At 61.6% G+C, this 20012-nt stretch carries 21 protein-coding genes and 3 tRNA genes; 7 read left to right on the top strand and 17 right to left on the bottom strand.

From position 1 onward, the window contains the following. Nucleotides 1–22 precede the first annotated feature (22 nt). The 6 genes from glpX to C7I87_RS18095 all read right to left on the bottom strand — a co-directional run bounded on the left by glpX (nt 23) and on the right by C7I87_RS18095 (nt 4950). Nucleotides 23–1006: a class II fructose-bisphosphatase gene (glpX, locus tag C7I87_RS18120; RefSeq protein ID WP_149905477.1), complete on the bottom strand. Its 984-nt coding sequence runs from the start codon at nt 1004–1006 to the stop codon at nt 23–25. A 202-nt stretch (nt 1007–1208) separates the two neighbouring features. Further along, on the bottom strand, nt 1209–1376 hold the full coding sequence (locus C7I87_RS18115) for a Thivi_2564 family membrane protein (RefSeq protein ID WP_081295122.1): 168 nt from the start codon (nt 1374–1376) through the stop codon (nt 1209–1211). A gap of 70 nt (nt 1377–1446) precedes the next feature. Continuing rightward, nucleotides 1447–1803, bottom strand: a complete 357-nt coding sequence (locus tag C7I87_RS18110; RefSeq protein ID WP_149905476.1) for a hypothetical protein — start codon at nt 1801–1803, stop codon at nt 1447–1449. Nucleotides 1804–1932: 129 nt separating this feature from the next. Then, on the bottom strand, nt 1933–3246 hold the full coding sequence (locus C7I87_RS18105) for a homoserine dehydrogenase (RefSeq protein ID WP_149905475.1): 1314 nt from the start codon (nt 3244–3246) through the stop codon (nt 1933–1935). A gap of 37 nt (nt 3247–3283) precedes the next feature. Next, nucleotides 3284–4501, bottom strand: a complete 1218-nt coding sequence (locus C7I87_RS18100) for an LL-diaminopimelate aminotransferase (protein ID WP_149905474.1) — start codon at nt 4499–4501, stop codon at nt 3284–3286. Nucleotides 4502–4545: 44 nt separating this feature from the next. After that, the gene (locus C7I87_RS18095) at nt 4546–4950 is read right to left on the bottom strand and encodes a hypothetical protein (protein WP_149905473.1); all 405 of its coding nucleotides are present in this window, start codon (nt 4948–4950) and stop codon (nt 4546–4548) included. Nucleotides 4951–5047: 97 nt separating this feature from the next. Here C7I87_RS18095 and phaC point away from each other — a divergent pair, with 97 nt between their 5' ends. From phaC to C7I87_RS18075, 4 genes are all read left to right on the top strand, one after another. After that, complete coding sequence (gene phaC / locus C7I87_RS18090) at nt 5048–6883, top strand: class I poly(R)-hydroxyalkanoic acid synthase (protein WP_149905472.1); 1836 nt, start codon at nt 5048–5050, stop codon at nt 6881–6883. A gap of 215 nt (nt 6884–7098) precedes the next feature. Continuing rightward, on the top strand, nt 7099–8349 hold the full coding sequence (locus C7I87_RS18085) for a YcbK family protein (RefSeq protein ID WP_149905471.1): 1251 nt from the start codon (nt 7099–7101) through the stop codon (nt 8347–8349). Between the two features lie 210 nt (nt 8350–8559). Beyond that, nucleotides 8560–8634 (top strand) — tRNA-Glu (locus tag C7I87_RS18080). 132 nt (nt 8635–8766) lie between these two features. Continuing rightward, on the top strand, nt 8767–9906 hold the full coding sequence (locus C7I87_RS18075) for a hypothetical protein (RefSeq protein WP_149905470.1): 1140 nt from the start codon (nt 8767–8769) through the stop codon (nt 9904–9906). Between the two features lie 97 nt (nt 9907–10003). Here C7I87_RS18075 and C7I87_RS18070 read toward each other — a convergent pair. The 8 genes from C7I87_RS18070 to C7I87_RS18035 form a co-directional block, all read right to left on the bottom strand. Next, a tRNA-Cys gene (locus C7I87_RS18070) sits at nt 10004–10079 on the bottom strand. A gap of 222 nt (nt 10080–10301) precedes the next feature. After that, nucleotides 10302–10769, bottom strand: coding sequence for a TadE/TadG family type IV pilus assembly protein (locus C7I87_RS36485; protein WP_281409062.1), 468 nt, complete (start codon nt 10767–10769; stop codon nt 10302–10304). Then, nucleotides 10759–11199 (bottom strand): TadE/TadG family type IV pilus assembly protein, encoded by a 441-nt coding sequence (locus C7I87_RS18060; RefSeq protein ID WP_149905469.1) that lies wholly within the window; start codon nt 11197–11199, stop codon nt 10759–10761. The genes C7I87_RS36485 and C7I87_RS18060 overlap by 11 nt, the downstream gene beginning before the upstream one ends. A gap of 6 nt (nt 11200–11205) precedes the next feature. After that, complete coding sequence (locus C7I87_RS18055) at nt 11206–12435, bottom strand: pilus assembly protein TadG-related protein (RefSeq protein ID WP_188393890.1); 1230 nt, start codon at nt 12433–12435, stop codon at nt 11206–11208. A 634-nt stretch (nt 12436–13069) separates the two neighbouring features. Beyond that, nucleotides 13070–13333: a DUF6074 family protein gene (locus tag C7I87_RS18050; RefSeq protein WP_149905468.1), complete on the bottom strand. Its 264-nt coding sequence runs from the start codon at nt 13331–13333 to the stop codon at nt 13070–13072. A 167-nt stretch (nt 13334–13500) separates the two neighbouring features. Further along, nucleotides 13501–13797, bottom strand: coding sequence for a DUF982 domain-containing protein (locus tag C7I87_RS18045; RefSeq protein ID WP_149905467.1), 297 nt, complete (start codon nt 13795–13797; stop codon nt 13501–13503). Between the two features lie 186 nt (nt 13798–13983). Further along, the gene (locus C7I87_RS18040) at nt 13984–14223 is read right to left on the bottom strand and encodes a hypothetical protein (RefSeq protein WP_149905466.1); all 240 of its coding nucleotides are present in this window, start codon (nt 14221–14223) and stop codon (nt 13984–13986) included. A 111-nt stretch (nt 14224–14334) separates the two neighbouring features. Further along, entirely contained in the window at nt 14335–14736 is a 402-nt protein-coding gene (locus C7I87_RS18035; RefSeq protein WP_149905465.1) for a hypothetical protein, read from the bottom strand. A 221-nt stretch (nt 14737–14957) separates the two neighbouring features. Between C7I87_RS18035 and map the strand changes: the two genes are divergently transcribed. Beyond that, nucleotides 14958–15785, top strand: coding sequence for a type I methionyl aminopeptidase (gene map / locus C7I87_RS18030; RefSeq protein WP_149905526.1), 828 nt, complete (start codon nt 14958–14960; stop codon nt 15783–15785). Between the two features lie 63 nt (nt 15786–15848). Here the strand turns inward: map and C7I87_RS18025 are convergent, their stop codons facing one another. Further along, nucleotides 15849–16226 (bottom strand): hypothetical protein, encoded by a 378-nt coding sequence (locus C7I87_RS18025; RefSeq protein WP_149905464.1) that lies wholly within the window; start codon nt 16224–16226, stop codon nt 15849–15851. Nucleotides 16227–16475: 249 nt separating this feature from the next. On the opposite strand from C7I87_RS18025, the gene radC reads away from it, so the two are divergent. After that, nucleotides 16476–17237 carry a RadC family protein gene (gene radC / locus C7I87_RS18020; protein ID WP_149905463.1) on the top strand — a complete coding sequence of 254 codons (762 nt, stop codon included), beginning with the start codon at nt 16476–16478 and terminating at the stop codon, nt 17235–17237. Nucleotides 17238–17385: 148 nt separating this feature from the next. On the opposite strand, the gene C7I87_RS18015 is transcribed toward radC, so the two are convergent. Both C7I87_RS18015 and tig read right to left on the bottom strand, forming a co-directional pair. Continuing rightward, nucleotides 17386–17910 carry a hypothetical protein gene (locus tag C7I87_RS18015; protein WP_188393889.1) on the bottom strand — a complete coding sequence of 175 codons (525 nt, stop codon included), beginning with the start codon at nt 17908–17910 and terminating at the stop codon, nt 17386–17388. A gap of 152 nt (nt 17911–18062) precedes the next feature. Continuing rightward, entirely contained in the window at nt 18063–19538 is a 1476-nt protein-coding gene (gene tig, locus C7I87_RS18010) for a trigger factor (RefSeq protein ID WP_149905462.1), read from the bottom strand. A 358-nt stretch (nt 19539–19896) separates the two neighbouring features. On the opposite strand from tig, the gene C7I87_RS18005 reads away from it, so the two are divergent. After that, a tRNA-Leu gene (locus C7I87_RS18005) sits at nt 19897–19979 on the top strand. Nucleotides 19980–20012: the final 33 nt, after the last annotated feature.

Here is a 20012-nt window from a genome sequence, read left to right as displayed (position 1 = left end):
GGTGCGGCTTCGCAAGCAGGCTTTAGAACTTATCCGGATCCTGATGCCGGGCCTTGATCTCCCGCACGGTCCGCGATGAGGAGCGCAAGACGATCGTGTGCGTGGTTATATAGGTACGGCCGAACTTGACGCCCGCCAGCATGTTGCCGTCGGTGACGCCGGTGGCCGCGAACAGCACGTCGCCGCGCGCCATGTCCTCGGCCCGATAAACCCGCTTCGGATCGGCAATCCCCATTTTTGCCGCGCGTGCGATCTTCTCCGGCGTATCGAGGATCAGCCTGCCCTGCATCTGGCCGCCAGTGCAGCGCAGCGCGGCCGCGGCCAGAACGCCTTCCGGCGCGCCGCCGGTGCCGAGATAGATGTCGATGCCGGTTTCTTCCGGGTCGGTGGTGTGAATGACGCCGGCGACATCGCCGTCGCCGATCAGCCGGATCGCGGCACCCGTGGCGCGCACGGCGTCGATCAGCTTGGCGTGACGCGGCCGGTCGAGGATGCAGGCCGTGATGTCGGACACAGCGACGCCCTTCGCCCGGGCGAGGCTGGCGATGTTGTCGGCCGGCGAGGCATCGATATCGATGACGCCTTCGACGTAACCCGGACCGACCGCGATCTTGTCCATGTAGACGTCGGGCGCGAACAGCAGGCTGCCCTTCTCGGCGATCGCGATCACGGCGAGCGCGTTCGGCAGGTTCTTGGCGCAAATCGTCGTGCCTTCGAGCGGATCAAGCGCGATATCGACCGCCGGGCCTTTGCCGGTACCGACCTCCTCGCCGATATAGAGCATGGGCGCCTCGTCCCGCTCGCCCTCGCCGATCACCACCGTGCCCTGGATGGCGAGGCGGTTGAGCTCCTCGCGCATGGCATCGACGGCGACCTGATCGGCAGCCTTCTCGTCGCCGCGGCCGCGCAGCCGGGCGGCCGCGACGGCAGCCCGTTCGGTGACGCGCACCAGTTCCATGGTGAGTATCCGGTCAAGGCCGGCGACGATGTTCTGGGCCACATTCATTTCGGCAAATCCTCGTTTGACGTCGCCTCCCGCCGGAGGCGCGCTTGTTTTGTCAAACGAGCATGACAACGGCAAGACCTGCTGGGAGTTTTATCGAAAGGATAGCAATATCAATCGATTGAACCACGTTCTTGAAACAATGCCGGCCCGGTCAGAGACGAACCGGGCCGGCAGGAAACGGGCAATTACCGTCCTTCGCGGTCTAGAAAACCGCGAGGTATTTAAGCAGCGAAATAATGCCGATGATGATGACGATGATCTGCACGATCTGTCTCATCCTGGCGTCGAGCGGCAGTCGCTGCACCAGATAGAGAACGAGAATGATGACCAGAAATGTGATCAGGATACCTATCAACACGGACGAAGCCATGGTGCCCTCCTTCAAATGATTTCCTGAAATGGGAAACGAGCCGGCAACGCCGGCTCGGGTGTCGGTGCGATCAATACCAGCGGCGCGACGTGTCGTTCATCGACTGGCCGACGGCAATCCCGGCCAGAAAGCCGAGCAGGCCGATCACGCCAACCACGGCGGTCGTCGTGCCCGGATTTTCTCGCGCGACTTCCGAAACCGCCTGGGCCTGGCTGCGCAACTGCTGCGCTGTCCGCGAGGCACGGGAAGCGGCTGTATCGTAGAAATCCGATGCCTGTTCGCTGGCATCGTCGAGCATTTCCGCGCTACGAGCCGAAATGCTCTTGTTGATCTTGGTGATCTCCTTGCGCAGGTCGGCGATCTGCTTTTCCAGTGTCTTCTGGATGTCGCCGATGTCAGGGCTATCGGATTTGTTGGTATCGGCCATGAAGTGGCTCCCTTGGTTGCTGACCAAGAGAACGGCGCCGACGCCAATTCGTTCCGGGCGGTGGCGGGATGTACTCGCCGAACCGAAATGTGCCACCGCTGGCTATGCCCAACGCAACGGGACTACCTGCTACCCTGCCCGCTCGATGCGGATGACCTGTGGCTTATCGGTCAGATGGCCGTCCTTGGTGATGCCGTCAACGGCCTTGCGCACGGCGGCCTCGGTGGTCTCGTGGGTGACAAGGATCACCGTCTTCTGCGCCGCCGCCTCGCCGTTGACCGCATGCTGGACGATCGATTCCAGCGAAATATCGTTGTCGGCCATGCGCTTGGCGATTGCCGCGAAGACGCCGATGCGGTCATGCACGGTCAGCCGGATGAAGTAGCCGCCGGCATGGCTGCGCATCTGCGCCTTCTTGTAGGGTTTCAGCTCCTTCGCCGGTCGGCCGAAGACGGGACCATGCTGGAAGCCCGGCCGGCTCTTGGCGATGTCGGCCACGTCGCCGATGACCGCCGAAGCGGTGGCATTGCCGCCGGCGCCGGGGCCGGAGAGCAGCAGTTCGCCCAAAATATCGGTCTCGATTGCCACCGCATTGGTGACGCCATGCACCTGGGCGATGACGGAAGCCGTCGGCACCATGGTAGGATGCACGCGCTGCTCGATGCCGCTTTCGGTGCGCTGGGCGACGCCGAGCAGCTTGATCCGGTAGCCGAGATCGCCTGCCGCGCGGATGTCGGCCTGGGTGATGTTGGAAATGCCTTCCATGTAGATGTCGTTGGCGGCAATCCTGGTGCCGAAGGCAAGGCTGGTCAGGATCGATAGCTTGTGCGCGGTGTCATGGCCCTCGATGTCGAAGGTCGGATCGGCTTCGGCATACCCCAGCCGCTGCGCGTCCTTCAGCACGACGTCGAAGGAGACGCCCTCGGCCTCCATGCGGGTCAGGATATAGTTGCAGGTGCCGTTGAGAATGCCGAACACACGGTTGACCGAGTTGCCGGCCATCGCTTCGCGCATCGTCTTGATCACCGGGATGCCGCCTGCCACCGCGGCCTCGTAGTTGAGCAGCACGCCCTTCTTCTCGGCGATTTCGGCAAGCGCCACGCCATGCTTGGCAAGCAGCGCCTTGTTGGCGGTGACGACATGGCGGCCGGCTTCGAGCGCAGCCTTCACCGAGGCACGCGCCGGCCCCTCATCGCCACCGATCAGCTCGACGAAAACGTCGATCTCGGCGGTCTGCGCCATCTTCACCGGATCGTCGAACCAATTCGCGGCGCCAAGATCGATGCCACGGTCGCGTTTGCGGTCGCGTGCCGAAACCGCCGACACGATGATGTCGCGCCCGCATTGGCGGGTCAGCTCCGCAGCCTTGTCGCGCAACACGCGCGCCACCGATGCACCGACCGTGCCAAGTCCGGCAATTCCAACACGCAGTGCTTCAGCCATGGAAGGCGTCGCCCCTCAAATCAGATCGAATTTGTATTTATCGGTGGGCGGAAAGCGGCACCACGTTGTTGGGCTGCTTGGCGCTGGTCGACAGGAACCGCTTGATGTTGCGCGCCGCCTGGCGGATCCGGTGCTCGTTCTCGACCAGCGCCACGCGCACGAAATCGTCGCCATGCTCGCCGAAACCGACACCGGGCGCCACCGCCACGTCGGCGTGCTCAATGAGCAGCTTGGAGAATTCGAGGGATCCAAGATGCCGGAACGGCTCCGGGATTGGCGCCCAGGCGAACATCGAGGCCGCTGGTGCCGGAATGGTCCATCCGGCGCGGCCGAACGCATCGACCATCACGTCGCGGCGCTTGTGATAGATGTCGCGCACCTCGGCGATGTCGGCGCCGTCGCCATTGAGCGCGTGCGCAGCCGCCACCTGGATCGGCGTGAAGGCGCCGTAATCGAGATAGGATTTGACCCGGGTCAGCGCCGAGATCAGCCGCTCGTTGCCGACCGCGAAGCCCATGCGCCAGCCGGGCATGGAGAAGGTCTTCGACATCGAGGTGAACTCGACGCAGACGTCCATGGCGCCCGGCACCTGCAATACCGAGGGCGGCGGATTGCCGTCGAAATAGATTTCTGAATAGGCAAGGTCGGACAGGATGATGATGTCGTTCTTCTTGGCGAAGGCCACCACGTCCTTGTAGAAATCGAGCGAGGCGACCAATGCCGTCGGGTTCGACGGATAGTTGAGGATCAGCGCCAGCGGTTTCGGGATCGAATGTCGGACGCCGCGCTCGAGCGCGGGAATGAAGCCGTCATTGGGCTCGACCTGCAGCGAGCGGATGACGCCGCCCGACATGATGAAGCCGAAGGCATGGATCGGATAGGTCGGGTTGGGGCACAGGATGACATCGCCGGGCGCGGTGATCGCCTGCGCCATGTTGGCGAAGCCTTCCTTCGAGCCAAGCGTGGCCACCACTTGGGTGTCGGGGTTGAGCTTCACGCCGAAGCGGCGGGCATAGTAGTTGGCCTGGGCGCGGCGCAGGCCGGGTATGCCGCGCGATGAGGAATAGCGGTGCGTGCGCGGATCGCGCACCACCTCACACAATTTGTCTACGATGGCCTTGGGCGTCGGCAGGTCCGGATTGCCCATGCCGAGGTCGACGATGTCGGCACCGCGCGAACGGGCGCTGGCCTTGAGCCGGTTGACCTGCTCGAACACGTAAGGCGGAAGCCGGCGGACCTTGTGAAATTCTTCCATGTCAGTTCCAGACAGCAAGGGAGCGTTGGGCGCGCGCTATATACTCATTTGCAGGTAGGGTCGAGGGCGGGGTCGCATTTGCCTTCGATCTGCTTCAGCGTCTGCGGACCGTGTTTCTTGGCGAGATCGGTCAGCGCCGCCTGGTTGGCGACGGCCGCGCCGCCGCCCTTGGCGCCTTGCTTGGCGCCTTGCCCGTTCTCGTCGGCCTTCAGTTGGGCGAGCTTGGCGTTCTTCTCGGCCTCGGTGAACTGTTTCGCCGCCACCTGCGGCGGAATGTTGAGGTTCGGGAAGGTGCCCGTGTCCTTCGGACCCGCGTCGGTGGCCATCGGCACCGGACCGCCGGTATTTGTGCTCGAGCATCCGGCCACGCCCAGGAGCATGATGGCCGCGCCGATGCGGCAAAAGTGGCCGGCACCGAAAAAAACAGTCTCGCCAAACCTAATCGTCATATTGTTTCCTTGGCAGCCGGGGTAAGCGAGATTGGACCCTGTCGGATGTCCCATGTTAATATGTCAAGAAAACGCTTCCGGAGGAACCCCGCGAACCATGTCCAAAACACCCGATTCGGGCAAAGCGGAAGATGGCGGACCTTCGACGGTCGAGCAATATCTGGTGAAGGACCCGGAACGCTTCGCGCTGAACATGGCGCGGATGATCGAGCAGGCCGGCAAGGCGGCGTCCGCCTGGGCCGAACCGCGCGAAAAGGGTGAGGTGCGCGACCACGTCGCCGAGCCTGTCGTCGACATGGTCAAGACCTTCTCCAAGCTCAGCGAATACTGGCTTGCCGATCCGCAACGCGCGCTCGAAGCGCAGACGCGGCTGTTCGCCGGCTATATGACCGTTTGGGCCAACGCCATCCAGCGCGTCAGCCCCAATGCCGAAGGTCCCGACGATGCCGTCAAGCCGGAGCGCGGCGACAAGCGCTTCCAGGATCCGGAATGGGGCCGCAACGCCTTCTTCGACTTCCTCAAACAGGCCTATCTCGTCACCTCGCGCTGGGCGTCCGAACTGGTCGACCACGCCGAAGGCCTGGACGAGCATACCCGCCACAAGGCGAGCTTCTACGTCAAGCAGGTATCCAACGCTATCTCGCCGTCCAATTTCATCCTGACCAATCCCGAACTGTTCCGCGAAACCGTCGCCTCCAACGGCGAAAACCTGGTGCGCGGTATGAAGATGCTGGCCGAGGACATCGCCGCCGGCAAGGGCGACCTGAAATTGCGCCAGGCCGACTATTCGCCCTTCGAGATCGGCAGGAACATCGCCACCACGCCCGGCAAGGTGGTCGGCCGCAGCGATGTCGCCGAGATCATCCAGTACGATGCGGCGACCGAGACGGTGCTGAAGCGGCCGCTGCTGATCTGCCCGCCCTGGATCAACAAGTTCTATATCCTCGACCTCAACCCGCAGAAATCCTTCATCCGCTGGGCGATCGAGCAAGGCCACACCGTGTTCGTCATCTCTTGGATCAATCCGGATGAACGCCACGGCGCCAAGAACTGGGAAGCCTATATCAGGGAAGGCCTCCAATACGGCCTCGACACGATCGAGAAGGCCACCGGCGAGCGGGATGTCAACGCGATCGGCTATTGTGTCGGCGGCACGCTGCTGGCGGCGGCACTGGCGCTGATGGCTCGCGAAGGCGACGACCGCATCAAGTCGGTGACTTTCTTCACCACGCAGGTCGACTTCACCTATGCCGGCGACCTGAAAGTGTTCGTCGACGAGGAACAGGTCGCGGCGGTGGAAAAGTCGATGAACGAAAAGGGCTATCTCGACGGCACCAAGATGGCGACCGCTTTTAACATGCTGCGCTCCGGCGATCTGATCTGGCCCTATGTCGTCAACAACTATATGCGCGGCAAGGATCCCCTGCCCTTCGACCTGCTTTACTGGAACGCCGATTCGACCCGCATGGCGGCGGCCAACCATTCGTTCTACCTGCGCAACTGCTATCTCGAGAACAACCTCTCGCGCGGGACGATGGAACTTGCGGGCCACACGGTCTCGCTCGGCGATGTCACTATCCCAATCTACAACCTTGCCTCCAGGGAAGATCACATCGCGCCGGCGCTGTCTGTCTTCCTCGGCTCGAAATATTTCGGCGGCCCGGTCGAATACGTGATGGCGGGATCGGGCCATATCGCGGGCGTCGTCAATCCGCCCGCATCCAACAAATATCAGTACTGGACCGGCGGACCGCCGAAGGGCGACTTCGACCAGTGGATAGCCTCTGCCACCGACCATCCGGGATCCTGGTGGCCACACTGGCAAAGCTGGATAGAAGCCAAGGACAACACCCGCGTACCTGCTCGCAAACCCGGCAAGCATATGAAAACCTTGGGAGATGCTCCCGGTACCTATGTCAAGGTGCGTGTGTAACGGACTGTAATGTCTGGTGAGTTGACGGCCCCCTAAAAGCGGGCGAAATGGTGTCGTCAACCATCAAGCAGCCGCAATCCGGCATTCGCTGCAAAAAAACTTACAGGCTTGCTGATTTGACACAGGTCTCGTTTCCGGATCGGAGACAAAGGTCACCCTGACGCGGACATAGCAGTCAGCGCCACGGATGCACCGACCGGACGTCGAGGGGGAATTTGACTTTGAAATCAGCAGGATGGAGCCTCGCAAAGGGAGAACGCCGCGCCATTGTGGCAGCGCTCTGCTCCGTGCTTCTGGCCTCCTGCACATCGGCTGGCGACCCGACAATGTCGGTTGGAATGCCTGGCTACAATGCTTCCGCATCGGACATCCACGCCGCCTCCACGGGCAAGCCGCTCGCCGCCGATTCGTCGTTGCAGGTGGCGACAGAGCAGACGACCGTGATGAGCGAAAGCGACACGGCGCTCCCCGAAACAGTTGCCTACGTGCCGATGGCCAAGCCGCAAGCCGCCTTCCCGCTTACAATGCCGGCCGGTGCGGAAGCGATCGCGGGAAAGACACCGCAGTCCTTACAGCAGCCGGCGCAGACGGCGCAGCAGACCGATGCGGTCGCCCAGAAGATCGCTGCCGCCGACGCCGCAGTGACCGCCCCGAAGCCGGCTGCGGTACCGGTGATGAACAATCCGGTCTATGTGACCGCCGGCGAAATGCCGCAAGCCGAGGCGCCGAAGAAAAAGGGCTTCCTGGCCTCGATGTTTGGCGCCACCCCTGCTTCGGCAACACCCGCTCCGCTGGTCAACACACGAACGGGCGAACAGCCGACCGTACTAGCCAAGCCTGCCCCGGCCGCGGCAAAACCGATCATCACACTGGCCTCGGCTGATTCCACGCAGAAGCCACTGCAACTGGCTTCGCTCGGCGGCGACAATGCCGGGCACATCACCGGCAGTGACGCCCTGCCCGGCGTGCGCCAGACAGCCCTGTTCGAGATCAAGCGCAAGTCCGGCCTTGACGACGAAAGCGACGTCGACCTCAATGAGGACGAAGGTTCGGGCGGCAGCTATCAGGTTGCGTCCGCGGCCGGCATGGCCCGTCTGGCGCCCAACGGTCTCTTGAAGCAGAATGAGAGTGTGGACGTCGCCTGCCTGAAGCCATCCCTGGTGCGCGTGCTGAAGACGATCGAAGGCCATTACGGCCGCAAGATGGTCGTCACTTCGGGCTATCGCGACCCGGCCCGCAATCGCCGCGCCAACGGCGCCAAAAATTCGCTGCACATGTATTGTGCGGCCGCCGACATCCAGGTGCCCGGCGTCTCCAAATGGGAGCTGGCGAACTATATCAGGACCATGCCCGGCCGCGGCGGCGTCGGCACCTATTGCCACACCGAATCGGTCCATGTCGACGTCGGCCCCGAGCGCGACTGGAACTGGCGCTGCCGCCGGCGCAGCGGTGGTGACGACGGCTAGCAGCGATTTGACGGGCCGGAGCCTGTTATCAGGCCGGAGTCTCCGCATGCCATAATCCCACGGCGAAGCGATAGGCGTTTTCTACTAACCGCCAAGGCGCGCGGTCGTGATGAAGCCCCTGTTTCCAAAGGCCGGAAAAAAGTTGTCCAAGGCGGCACCTAACGGGTTGCCGGTTGCGCGCAACGTCAGTATAAGCCGCTTCGTCTGAGCGCGCCCATCGTCTAGCGGTTAGGACACCGCCCTTTCACGGCGGTAACAGGGGTTCGATTCCCCTTGGGCGTACCAGATCTTCCAGACATCGGCCTCTCTCCCGCGTTTCGTTGCGGCAGATGCACATGCCTTTCCACTAACCGCCAGCTCCTCTATCTTCTCGAGCAGACAGGCCGGTGGTTAAATGGATGCGAAGGGAGCGCTAATATGACAGTTCACCTTTCGGCGGATTTACGTGCTCCCACGCCAACGCCACCAAGATATCTCTTTGGTCCGCTCGCGGACTTTCTGATGCTCGGCGGCAGCGCATTCCTGATTTTGCCGGCGCTGTACTTCGTGCCACTGAGGTACGAAGGTCTTGTGGCTGCAACGATGCTTTTCCTGGCTTATCTGATCAACTATCCGCACTTCGCCCACTCATACCAACTCTTCTACCGCAATTTTGGGCGGAAGCTGCGCGGCGACGGATACGAAGGGAATCTCCAGATCCGCTATATCTTTGCCGGCATCGTCGTTCCCCTGCTCATGGGCGCATTTTTTGCCTATGGCTCGATAACGGCGAACGCCCGGCTGCTGGGAAACGCAACCAACGCGATGTTCTTTTTCGTGGGCTGGCACTACGTCAAGCAAGGCTACGGCATGTTGATGGTGGATGCCGTCCTGAAGCGAAGGTTCTTCACCGATCCGGACAAGAAAATCCTGCTGATCAACAGCTATGCCGTTTGGTTGTTCGCATGGCTTCAGACGAACACGGCGGTCAGCCAGGGAAAATACCTGGGGCTGGAATATTATACGTTTGCCACCCCTGCATGGCTCAATGCGATTGCGTTGTCGGCCGCGGCCGCCTCCACGGCCGCCACTGCCGTGATGCTGATCAATCGTTGGAGCAGGAATGGCGGCAGCCTGCCGTATAACGGCGTCATCGCCTACACCGCGTCGCTATATCTCTGGATTCTGATTGTAAGGACCAATCCGCTCTGGCTGCTCGTGGTGCCGGCGCTCCATTCCTTGCAGTACCTGGCGGTGGTCTGGCGTTACCAGAGCAATGTCGAGCGTGACGGGCGCGATGCCGACAGAGTTCCGCCATCCGGAATCCTGTCCGTTCTTGGTCCGGCCTACAGGGTGCGGCTTCTGGAGTTCATCAGTGCTGGCCTCCTCCTCGGCGGTCTGGCTTTCTGGCTAATTCCGACCGCGCTGACCGCCCTTATCCCCTATGACCAGGAGGTTCTGGGATCGTCGCTGTTCTTCTTCATCGTGTTGATTTTCATCAACGTGCACCACTACTTCCTGGACAATGTGATGTGGCGCCGTGGCAACCCGGAGGTGTCGAAATATCTGTTCCGATAGAGCTTTTTGCAGCCAGGCGGAATCGCTTGTGACGCGGAAATGAACCGGGGATGGGACTTACTCCCACCCGACCACTAGCCCATCTGCTTCGGAATTTTGGAGGCCTCGCCTCGGAATCGAACCGAGGCTTCCGAGATTTGCAGTCTCTAGCGTAGCCGCTCCGCCACGAGGCCATACGTGCTTTGGTAACGGGCAGAGGTTTAAAGTTTCTTGATGCCTTGGGTAAAAATTTCGGCAACGCCTGACTGTGGAAAAGATCCTGTCACATGGGGGAAAGGAGCAGCCCAGGACTCTTCTGCCAGAGATGAATTGCATGCGCGTCAATGAGGGAAATTCATGCAGCCTGACCGCGCGGCTCAAGGCCAGAGGCTTGGTGGTCTGGGCAGACTACATGTCTAACTGCCGACCAGCGGCACGGTAACCGTCGTCGCGTAATTGATCGGGAAGGCGTTGAAATAAGGGAAGTCTATGACGAAGGCATAGGTGGCGGTCAGATGCGCCATGCGAAAGCCGCCGCTCACCGGATCGATCGCGATCGTGACGTTGACATCCTGCAGGCCCAGGGCCTGCAGTTTCTGCGTCGCGATCGATTGGAGGGCAGCCTGGGACAACGTGTTCTGGAGTTGCAGCGAACGCGACGTCGTCTCAAGCGTATAGCGAACGCTGGAGACAGCGTTCATCGACCAGCCAAAGGCAAAGATTCCGAACAATAGCATGATAAGGAATGGCGCTATGAGCGCGAATTCCAATCCGGCCCCACCGGATCGATCCCGCCTGAACGCGCTTGCTCTTGAGCTATCTATCGACGCAATTCCGGAAGGAAACCCACTGGGGACCTTCCTTGGAATAGCCCTAGCGGACACGGATCACCTCCAAGTGGCCGATGGTGCTGGAGGTGGAAAAGACGCCGAAGGTAACTGGTGGCTCCCAAGTGGCGGATGCCTGGATCTGAACGTAGACCGATGGCGCCTTCGGCCCGCTGCACAAGGTGGAAGCGTCGACCACGGTCGCCCCGCACATGTAGATCCGGCTTAGAGTGACCTGGCCGTCCGCCGGCCGCTTTTCCCAGCTCGCGATTGCAACGGCCTGGGTCGCCGTATCGCTGGTCGATCCTTCCATGACCAGATTCGCGGCGGTCTTCACGCCGGCGCGCATCGACAGCGAGCTGGTCACATAGGACCAGCCGTCCAGGATGCCGAGCAGCGCCACGCACAGGAAAGGAAGCACCAATGCGAACTCGACCGCGGCAACGCCCACATCGTCGCTCAGGATCGATGCTGATGGTCGTTCCATCGGAAGTTACTCGACCAATGCTACGGACTGCGTGGCGGGAATGTCGCGCATTCCGAGGCTCGTGCAATCCTGATTGATGGTTGAGCTACCCGACCATTGGATCAGATTCGCAACGACCTGAGTGCACCCACTTTGGCCTGAGAAATTGCCGAGATAATTGACCTGCTGCTTGGGAAAATAAAGCGCGCCCGTCAGCAGCGACGTCGCTGTGCCGTTGAAGGTGCTCTGTCCGCCGGTGGCCGTTCTGTCGCCATACATCAGCACGCCCGAGTAAGTGCCGGACGTCGGCGCGCTCAGATTCACGGTGGCGTTGCCATTCATCGATACACGCGAGGCGCCGGCGAGGTAAATGGTGACGCCGTCACCGGAGACATTGGCGTTGGCATTCACTTTGAAATCGCCACCTTGGATGACATAGACTCCAGGCTGAAGCGTGACATTGCCACTGAGACTGAGTCCGTTACAGAACGTCCCCGGCCCCAGCGCCGATTTGTTGGCGTTCTGGCAGGGGTTCGAGGCCGCCGGGGCCGGCAGGCCGGCAAATGGGTCTGCGGCAGGCAGCGCCTGGGTGATCGGGGCCGCGCAAACGGTGGTGACGGGATTGCTGAGAGAGACGCCGCCTGCCGTTATCAGGCAATCGACCTGGAGCCCCGCCGATCCCTGAAGCTTGATGGCGTCCGAGGCGATCGAATTGGCCATCACCGAGCAGCCTGTGACCTTCACGTTGGTGTTGCCCGAAAACAGCACAGCCTTCGAGGCCGTCGGATCGAGCGCGAGCATGCAGGCCTTCGAAGCATTGGTGATGAGGGCTACGGCCCTCGCCTGTTCTGGAACCTGGCTCTGAGTGAAGATCTGGGTGAACATCCGATTGAGTCTTTGACTGACGATCACTTCAACCGCGTTCTTAGCCGTGTTCGGCCCGGATGTAGGCGGCGTATTGACGACGATCGTGCCGGCGCCAAGGCCATTCGTCGCGGCCGACTGGGTCGCGGCAGCGATGATCGTCGGCGTGTCCGAACCCGAGATCTGCTCCAGCGCGCCGGCATAGGCTGCGGCATCCGCCGTGGCCTGCAATCTCAGACTGTTGTAGTACCAATAGGAGGTCTCCACCCCAAAACCCGCTGCACCGACGACGATCGGCAGGGTGAGGGCAAAGATGGTGGCGACATTCGCCGCTCTGCTGCGGCGCATGCCGGCCGCCATGAGCCGAATCCGGGTGAAGCAGTTGCGGGCCATAGAATAAATTAGAAAACACGCATGTATGAACGAACCGCTAAAAAGTTCGATTCACTTTCTGCCAGGCGTCCGTTGGCTAGCCGGCCCTCGGCTTCAATAGCCAGCCTCGGTACGCGGCCCCTCTCGGCATGCCACGGACGGCAAATGACGCATTTCCGGCGTCGCCAAGCGTGCAGCCCGCGCGACCTCTTGGCTACATGTTGCTGGCAGGCCGAGCCGGAGGCGATGGGCAATGGACGGGCCTCTGCCGTGGCCTGAGCGGAATGTCAGCCAACGATGCGCGGACCGGTCGCGTGGGCAGTGGTTGGGTGTTGGCACGATGCTTCAGCAGCTTGGCTGACATTTTCGCTACGACATTTCGTGTATCCATGGGCGCTCCTCCCGAGCAGCCCCCGCCACCAATTCATTAGCAACCAAACACCTTCTCTGCATTTAACTTTGATATCTCGAAGCAGCGCAATTGCTGCCACCTTGACGACCTGAAATGCCGAGAACCGCGGCTTCGACCAGTCCGAAACAACGAGACGCGGCTGCGCTCATCATCCCTGGCTCCCACCACCTTGGTGCGCAAACAGGCGCAGTTCGCGCACCATTGGAGAAAAAACGGCGCGGACTTATCTGGGCAGGATTTACTTCAGGCGGTAAGGATCGGGACCTCTTCTACGGTCGCACCAGCCGAAAGCTCTCTTTGCACGGCCAGGAAGAACCTGCGTACTTCGTCACTGGCTGCCATTCTGTCCCGGCCCGTCCCGACAACGAGATCGAGCAGCTCCGCCGCTTTTGCCTTCCAGAAGGAGGTGGCGGTCTCGCCATGCAGATTGCCGAGCCTGGCGGCAACTTCCCTGACCAAGAACAGCTGACGATCGATCGGGAACGCACGGACTTTTTCTGAGGGCATCTTCCGAACCATGAAACTGACGCAACGAATCAACCATTGCCGTACAAGCAATGGCTAACCGCGAAGGTGGAAACGGAAGCTTAACGGCGACGGCCGATGCGTCGCTGCACGCGAATTGTCATGGGCGCTCGAAGCTGAGCTGGTTCTCCGGACATTCGACGCGGCCCTCAGGCCTGCAGTGCTCTCGCCTCGCCGCCGCGCTTGCTCAGCGCCATCATGTCGCCGGCCATCAGTCCGGTGACGCGGCAGAACGCCATGAACGCCCGGCAGGCGTCTTCGCTCTTGACCACATCCACCGTGGCGCCGAAACAGGCATTGAAGGCTTTCTGATACACCGGTCCCTGCCGGCGCGCCGGCCAATCCTGCAGAAAATCGAGCGCCTGCTCGACGCTGTAGATTTCCTCGACGGGCAAGCCTGGGCCTGGTGCGATGCGCACCGGCACCTCGAATTGCAATCTGTCCATCCGACAATCTCCCGAACCGGCATCGCCCAAGCAACGCCGCTCGTCGTCAAAAGTTGCCTCGTGCGGTTTGTGCCACGGAAATGTGTCGTCACTGCGGAAAGCGACCGCCGTTGCCGCAACTGGCTAAGTCAGGGCCTGCCGGTGGCAAGCAGCCCGGCAGACCCTTCGGCGCACTCGGCAGCGCGATTACTGGTTGGCCAGGTCGGTCTCCGCATCGAAAGCCATGCGCGTCACCGTCAGCAGAACGTAGGCCGACGGCAAGGCGAATAGGGCGCCAAGGACGAGCGCCCCGGTTCCCGACAAATGGAGTGTCTCGGCGATCACCCAATAGACAATTCCGATACAGATGAACGCCTGGACGGAAAGAAATGAAGCAGCCGAGGCCGCACATGACAGGCTTTTGAATGTCTTGATACGCTGTTGCATTGCAATGATCCGAAAATGACGCGCCGCGCCACCAATGCGCGGCTCTCGGCCGCCGCACGGGTTGCGACGCGAAACAGTTTGAATGGAGGTGAACGTGCGGCCCCGGACCGCTCAGGCTTGCGTGGACGGCGGCGCACGCGGCTGGTTGGCACTCACGCGGGGCGCGAAGGTCGCCCCATGGCCGGTACCAGATACCTCCGGCCATGTCGGCTCGAGCCGGCGGAAAACAGCCTGTGGAACCGGCAGGGCCGGATGGCCGCCGGCGAACTTGGCGAGCACTGGCCGGGCGCTGCCAACCTCCAGCGCTTGCGCCTTGTTGATGACACGCAGCAGCGCTGCGGCCTCACCCGACCGTTCCAGACCGGCGCTGGCACCGCCTTGCGCAGGATCCCAGGAGATGGGGGTATCCGGCCGGCCGAGGCACAGCATCGCCAGCAGCACCAGGCCCATGAAACATGAGCAGGCTGCCGTCAGTGGCGCTTCAAGCGACCTGACGCGCCTGGGCGCCGGCAACGGACGCGATCTCCAAAACATCAATCCGCCCTAACGCACGACGGCCACAAAGGAAAGCAACGCCATGCAAAACCGGGAAAGGATCGCCTCGGCAAGCGAATATCCGGGCGGCTGGGGCCGCATCAGGCAGTTCTTCCTTGAACCTTTCGTTCCCAAGTGCCAAATCTGGTGGCATCTTCGCGCCCGCACTCCTGCGGCGCGCCACCTTCTATACGGACAAAATGGTCACCTATCTCGACGCCGCAACGGCACCGCTCAGAAACACCGGCCAGATCCGCCTCTATGGCGAGGAAGGCTTTGCCGGCATGCGCAAGGCATGCGACCTCACCGCGCGCTGCCTTGACGAGCTGGCGCCGATGGTCGGTCCCGGTGTCACCACGGAGACGATCGACCGTTTCGTCTTCGAGTTCGGCATGGACCACGGCGCACTGCCGGCCACGCTCAACTATCGCGGTTACACGAAATCGTCCTGCACCTCGATCAACCATGTCGTCTGTCACGGCATTCCCGACAACAAGCCGCTGAAGGATGGCGATATCGTCAACATCGACGTGACCTACATCCTCGATGGCTGGCATGGCGATTCCTCGCGCATGTATCCGGTCGGCACGATCAAACGGGCGGCCGAACGCCTGCTTGAGGTCACCCACGAATGCTTGATGCGCGGCATCGCCGCCGTCAGGCCAGGTGCGCGCACTGGTGCCATCGGCGCCGCCATCCAGACTTATGCCGAAGCCGAGCGCTGCTCGGTGGTGCGCGATTTCTGCGGCCACGGCGTCGGCCAGCTCTTCCACGACGCGCCCAACATCCTGCACTACGGCAATGCCAATGAAGGCGTGGAGATGCGCCCTGGCATGATCTTCACCATCGAGCCGATGATCAATCTCGGCCGGCCGCATGTAAAGGTCCTGTCGGATGGCTGGACGGCGGTGACACGCGACCGCTCGCTGTCGGCGCAATACGAGCACACGGTCGGGGTGACCGACACCGGCTGCGAGATTTTCACGCTGTCGCCCAAAAAGCTGGACCGTCCCGGCTTGCCGGCCTAGGCGACCGGGCGGCGAGGTCTTGGCCTCTATTGCCTGGGGTCTTTTCGTTGAATAGCGGCCGGCCTACTTCCAGTGTTTGCGTGGCCGCCAATCTTCGTCCTCGTTCTGGCCTCGGAACCACCGCATTATTTCCCGGCAACTGCGCGGACGGCCATCGCTAACCCTGCCATCGGTACATGGATCGTAACGTTCGCGCGGGTAATAGTCGTGCCGTTCCCGATAACGCTCCCTGCGATCCAGCATGCGTAGGAGCTCCCGGCAGTTATGCGGCCTGCCGTCGCTGTAACGGCCGTCCGTGCAGGGATCATCATATTGGATGAAATGGATCGGTAGGTTCTGATCCGGGCGGATGCCGGCGGCATCGATCGCCGGGGCAGCCATTGCAGGACTGAAGCTCAGAAGCAGCCCGGCGGGCAGCAGGATACGAATGAGCCTGGACATCTTGGTTCTCTCTGAACGTGGCGTTATCAATGACGATACCGAGAGCTTGCGGCACTCCCATTGCCGCAACATTGCGTAGAAGTCGGAGGCTGCTCATTCCTTGCCGTGACTGGAAGCGACTCCAGCCGCTTGACGGGTTGTTGGTTGATCGACAGCGTTGAAAGACCTCGACCGCGCCCTGCCCGCCGTCCTAGTATTTCGTGGGGATCATCGATCATTGCTCGGTTGCGGGCTGGATACGGGCGGCACATGGCGACACAAGGCGACGACGACGAGCGGAGTTTCTTCTCAGAGGTACCAGTGCGGCCGGCGGCGAAAGCCAAGGCGGCAGTCGATGAAAAGCCGCATTATCTCGGCCATCGCGATCGTCTGCGCGAACGCTTTGCCTCGGCCGGTGCGGATGCCTTGCCCGACTATGAACTTCTGGAACTCCTGCTCTTCCGCCTGATCCCGCGCGCCGACACCAAGCCGGTCGCCAAGGCGTTGCTGGCCCGCTTCGGCACCTTCGCCGAAGTGCTTGGCGCCCCCGTCGGCCTGTTGCAGGAGGTCAAGGGCATCGGCCCGGCCGTAGCGCTCGAGCTGAAGGTCGTCGCGGCGACCGCCCAGCGCATGGCGCGCGGCGAGGTCCATGGCCGCGAAGTCCTGGCCTCATGGCAGCAGCTTCTGGACTATTGCCGCTCGGCCATGGCGTTCGAAGCGCGCGAGCAATTCCGCATCCTGTTCCTCGACAAGAAGAACGCGCTGATATCAGACGAAGTGCAGCAGACCGGCACGGTCGACCACACGCCTGTCTATCCCAGGGAAGTGGTCAAGCGCGCGCTCGAACTGTCGGCAACCGCGATCATCCTGGTGCACAACCACCCCTCGGGCGACCCGACGCCGTCCCGCGCCGATATCGAGATGACGAAAGAGATAATCGAAGCGGCCAAGCGGCTGGGTATCGCTGTGCACGATCACATCATCATCGGGCGAAAAGGCTATTCCAGCATGAAGGGCCTGCTGCTGATCTAGATCCCGCGAGGCAGCACCGCCGGAGCGGGTGATGCCTTGGTCGGAATTTTGAAAATCATTCAATCTTGGAAAGAACGACGCCGATATCGCGCATTGCGCGGATCAATTCTTGAGGCGGCGACAGCCCAAAAGGCTGCCACTTTCGCAATCACGGCGGATCGGTCTTGCAACTGCCGGCAATCTGGCTGACCGCCTCACCGAAGCCGGCCAGATCGAAATCGGCCTGACCGCGCCCGGACAGCAGCCCGAAGCGCCACGACAGCAGCAGGCGGTTTGCCGGAACGAGGCGCTTTACGCCATCGGCGCCATCGCGCATCAGCAGCCTGCCACGCGTGCCAACGGACCAGCTCTCGTCGAATTTGCTGTTCCTGTCGATGGTGACCGACACAGTGATTTTCCGGCTGGCGGAGACTGCGTCGTTTAATTGCAGCCATTCGGTCCAGGCCGGCTCGCCGTCCGCCCGGCAGGCAATGGTCAGCACCGGGCTGTAGCCCAGCGCGCCGCCCCCGGTGATCAACTTGTTGGTGGCATGGACTGACGCGGTGACGAGGCCGTCTTTGCCGGTGTCGAAACGCCAATTGTCCGTGCTGGCCCCGGCAGCGCCGCAGGCCAAGGCCAGGAAAAACACCGTGGCGGCAGCGCGCCTCAGTTCCACGAACACCCGCAACGACATCGCCAATTACCTCTGGTCTTCCAACCAACCAGATAGTGATCAAGGCTTCGTATCGCCACCGGTGCCCATCAGGAACGAATCCGATGTTGCAGTTTCGCAACGAAAAAGGCCGCCCGGAGGCAGCCTTTCGGAATTCGTTGGAAATGTCCGGTCTATTCGGCGTCCTTGGCCGCCTTTTTCTTCGGTGCGGCCTTCTTCTTCGGCTCTTCCGCGTCGTCCGCTTTCTTGTCGTCGGCCTTCTTCGCGGCGGCCTTCTTGGCCGGCTTCGCCTTGGTCGTGGCTTCGGCCTCCTCATCGTCGGCCATCAGCTCTTCCTTGCTGACCTTGACGTCGGTGACAGAGATCTGCTCAAGCAGGTGGTCGACAACCTTCTCCTCGAACATCGGCGCCCTGAGCGCATTCAGCGCCTCGGGGTTGCTGCGATAGAACTCGAAAGCTTCCTGCTGCTGGTTGGCCGGGAAGCGGCGAACCTGCTCGAACAGGCCGCGCTGCAGTTCCTCGTCCGATACGGTGACGCCGGCCTTCTCGCCGATCTCGGCCAGCACCAGGCCAAGGCGCACGCGGCGCTCGGCAAGACGCATGTATTCGGCGCGGGCCTCTTCCTCGGTCGTCTCTTCGTCGGCGAAGGTGCGGCCGGCGGCTTCCAGATCGCGGTTGACCTGCGCCCAGATGTTGTTGAATTCCGCCTCGACGAGCTTCGACGGCGCTTCGAACGAATAGGCAGCATCGAGCTGGTCGAGCAACTGGCGCTTGACCTTCTGGCGCGTCATCGAGCCGAACTGGTTCTCGATCTGGCCGCGCACGATGTCACGCAGGCGCTCCAGCGACTCCAGGCCAAGGTTCTTGGCGGTCTCGTCGTTGATTTCCAATTCGCCCGGCTTCGATACTTCCTTGACGGTGACGTCGAAGGTCGCTTCCTTGCCGGCCAGATGCGCCGCCTGGTAGTTTTCCGGGAAGGTCACGGTGACCTGCTTCTCGTCACCGGCCTTGGTGCCGATCAGCTGTTCCTCGAAGCCCGGAATGAACTCCTTGGAGCCCAGCACCAGCGGCTGATCGTTGCCGGCGCCGCCGGCGAAAGCCTCGCCGGCGATCTTGCCGACATAGTCGATGGTGACGCGGTCGCCTTCGGCGGCCTTGCCGGTCTTCGGCTCGTAGCTACGCGCTGATTCAGCGACGCGCTTGACCTGGTCGTCGATTTCCGAATCCGGCACGTCGAACACCTGGCGCGTCACCTTGATGTCGGAGAAATCCTTGATCTCGATCGCCGGAATGACCTCATAGTTGAGGCGAAACTCGAAGTCGGCGCCGCCGGCCAGGATCTTCTCGGCTTCCTTCTCGTCCTCGGTCATGATGACCTCGGGCTGCATGGCGGCCTTTTCGCCGCGCCCGGTGATGATGGAACGGGTCGAGTCGTTGAGGATCTCGTTGACGACCTCGGCCATGAACGACTTGCCGTAGACCTTGCGTAGGTGCTGCACCGGCACTTTGCCCGGGCGGAAGCCGTTGATGCGAACCTTGTCGCGAGCGTCCGACAGCCGCGCCATCAGCTTGGCTTCCATGTCACCTGCCGGCACGGTGATCTTGATCTCGCGCTTGAGACCGGAATTGAGTGTTTCGGTGACCTGCATCGTAAAACCTTTGTTTTCACCAATGAGGCTGCCAAACGGCTCCCTGCCGTTCACAGCCTGCCGGTAATTCTTGCCGGGAATGGCTTTTGGTACGGAACCTGGCGATTTGACCGGAAATACGGCTCAAACTCTCCCAAACTGCGTTCCAAAATGTGAATAAGTTCTTGTTTTTCCTACTTCTTATCACATCTTGTAGAAGCGGATCGTCGCGTCCCGTCACATTTGACACGCCTTTTGTCACAGGCGAGCCCAATTTTCAACAGTCTTCGCGTTTAGGCGAATAACCACATTTCGGCCTGACCTGACATCTTGTCTCTGACATTGACAGAATGATGGCTACATGGGATTGCCGGGTCATGCGGGTATGGCGGAACTGGTAGACGCACCAGATTTAGGTTCTGGCGAGAGATCGTGGGGGTTCGAGTCCCTCTACCCGCACCACCCTTCGTCTAACGAGCTTCGGGTGGCAGGCCA

The organism is Mesorhizobium sp. SARCC-RB16n (assembly GCF_008520305.1).
Taxonomy (GTDB): Bacteria; Pseudomonadota; Alphaproteobacteria; order Rhizobiales; family Rhizobiaceae; genus Mesorhizobium.
Note: the sequence above shows the minus strand (reverse complement) of the source record. Positions and strands in the feature narration are given on the sequence as shown.

Coding starts and splice junctions, on each gene's coding strand:
- C7I87_RS18045 (WP_149905467.1), bottom strand. CDS start 13,797: ATGGACAGATTGCAATTCGAGGTGCCGGTGCGCATCGCACCAGGCCCA.
- phaC (WP_149905472.1), top strand. CDS start 5,048: ATGTCCAAAACACCCGATTCGGGCAAAGCGGAAGATGGCGGACCTTCG.
- C7I87_RS18040 (WP_149905466.1), bottom strand. CDS start 14,223: ATGCAACAGCGTATCAAGACATTCAAAAGCCTGTCATGTGCGGCCTCG.
- C7I87_RS18100 (WP_149905474.1), bottom strand. CDS start 4,501: ATGGAAGAATTTCACAAGGTCCGCCGGCTTCCGCCTTACGTGTTCGAG.
- C7I87_RS18055 (WP_188393890.1), bottom strand. CDS start 12,435: ATGGCCCGCAACTGCTTCACCCGGATTCGGCTCATGGCGGCCGGCATG.
- tig (WP_149905462.1), bottom strand. CDS start 19,538: ATGCAGGTCACCGAAACACTCAATTCCGGTCTCAAGCGCGAGATCAAG.
- C7I87_RS18025 (WP_149905464.1), bottom strand. CDS start 16,226: ATGTCCAGGCTCATTCGTATCCTGCTGCCCGCCGGGCTGCTTCTGAGC.
- radC (WP_149905463.1), top strand. CDS start 16,476: ATGGCGACACAAGGCGACGACGACGAGCGGAGTTTCTTCTCAGAGGTA.
- C7I87_RS18015 (WP_188393889.1), bottom strand. CDS start 17,910: ATGTCGTTGCGGGTGTTCGTGGAACTGAGGCGCGCTGCCGCCACGGTG.
- C7I87_RS18060 (WP_149905469.1), bottom strand. CDS start 11,199: ATGGAACGACCATCAGCATCGATCCTGAGCGACGATGTGGGCGTTGCC.
- C7I87_RS18105 (WP_149905475.1), bottom strand. CDS start 3,246: ATGGCTGAAGCACTGCGTGTTGGAATTGCCGGACTTGGCACGGTCGGT.
- C7I87_RS18075 (WP_149905470.1), top strand. CDS start 8,767: ATGACAGTTCACCTTTCGGCGGATTTACGTGCTCCCACGCCAACGCCA.
- C7I87_RS18115 (WP_081295122.1), bottom strand. CDS start 1,376: ATGGCTTCGTCCGTGTTGATAGGTATCCTGATCACATTTCTGGTCATC.
- C7I87_RS18050 (WP_149905468.1), bottom strand. CDS start 13,333: ATGCCCTCAGAAAAAGTCCGTGCGTTCCCGATCGATCGTCAGCTGTTC.
- glpX (WP_149905477.1), bottom strand. CDS start 1,006: ATGAATGTGGCCCAGAACATCGTCGCCGGCCTTGACCGGATACTCACC.
- C7I87_RS18095 (WP_149905473.1), bottom strand. CDS start 4,950: ATGACGATTAGGTTTGGCGAGACTGTTTTTTTCGGTGCCGGCCACTTT.
- map (WP_149905526.1), top strand. CDS start 14,958: ATGGTCACCTATCTCGACGCCGCAACGGCACCGCTCAGAAACACCGGC.
- C7I87_RS18110 (WP_149905476.1), bottom strand. CDS start 1,803: ATGGCCGATACCAACAAATCCGATAGCCCTGACATCGGCGACATCCAG.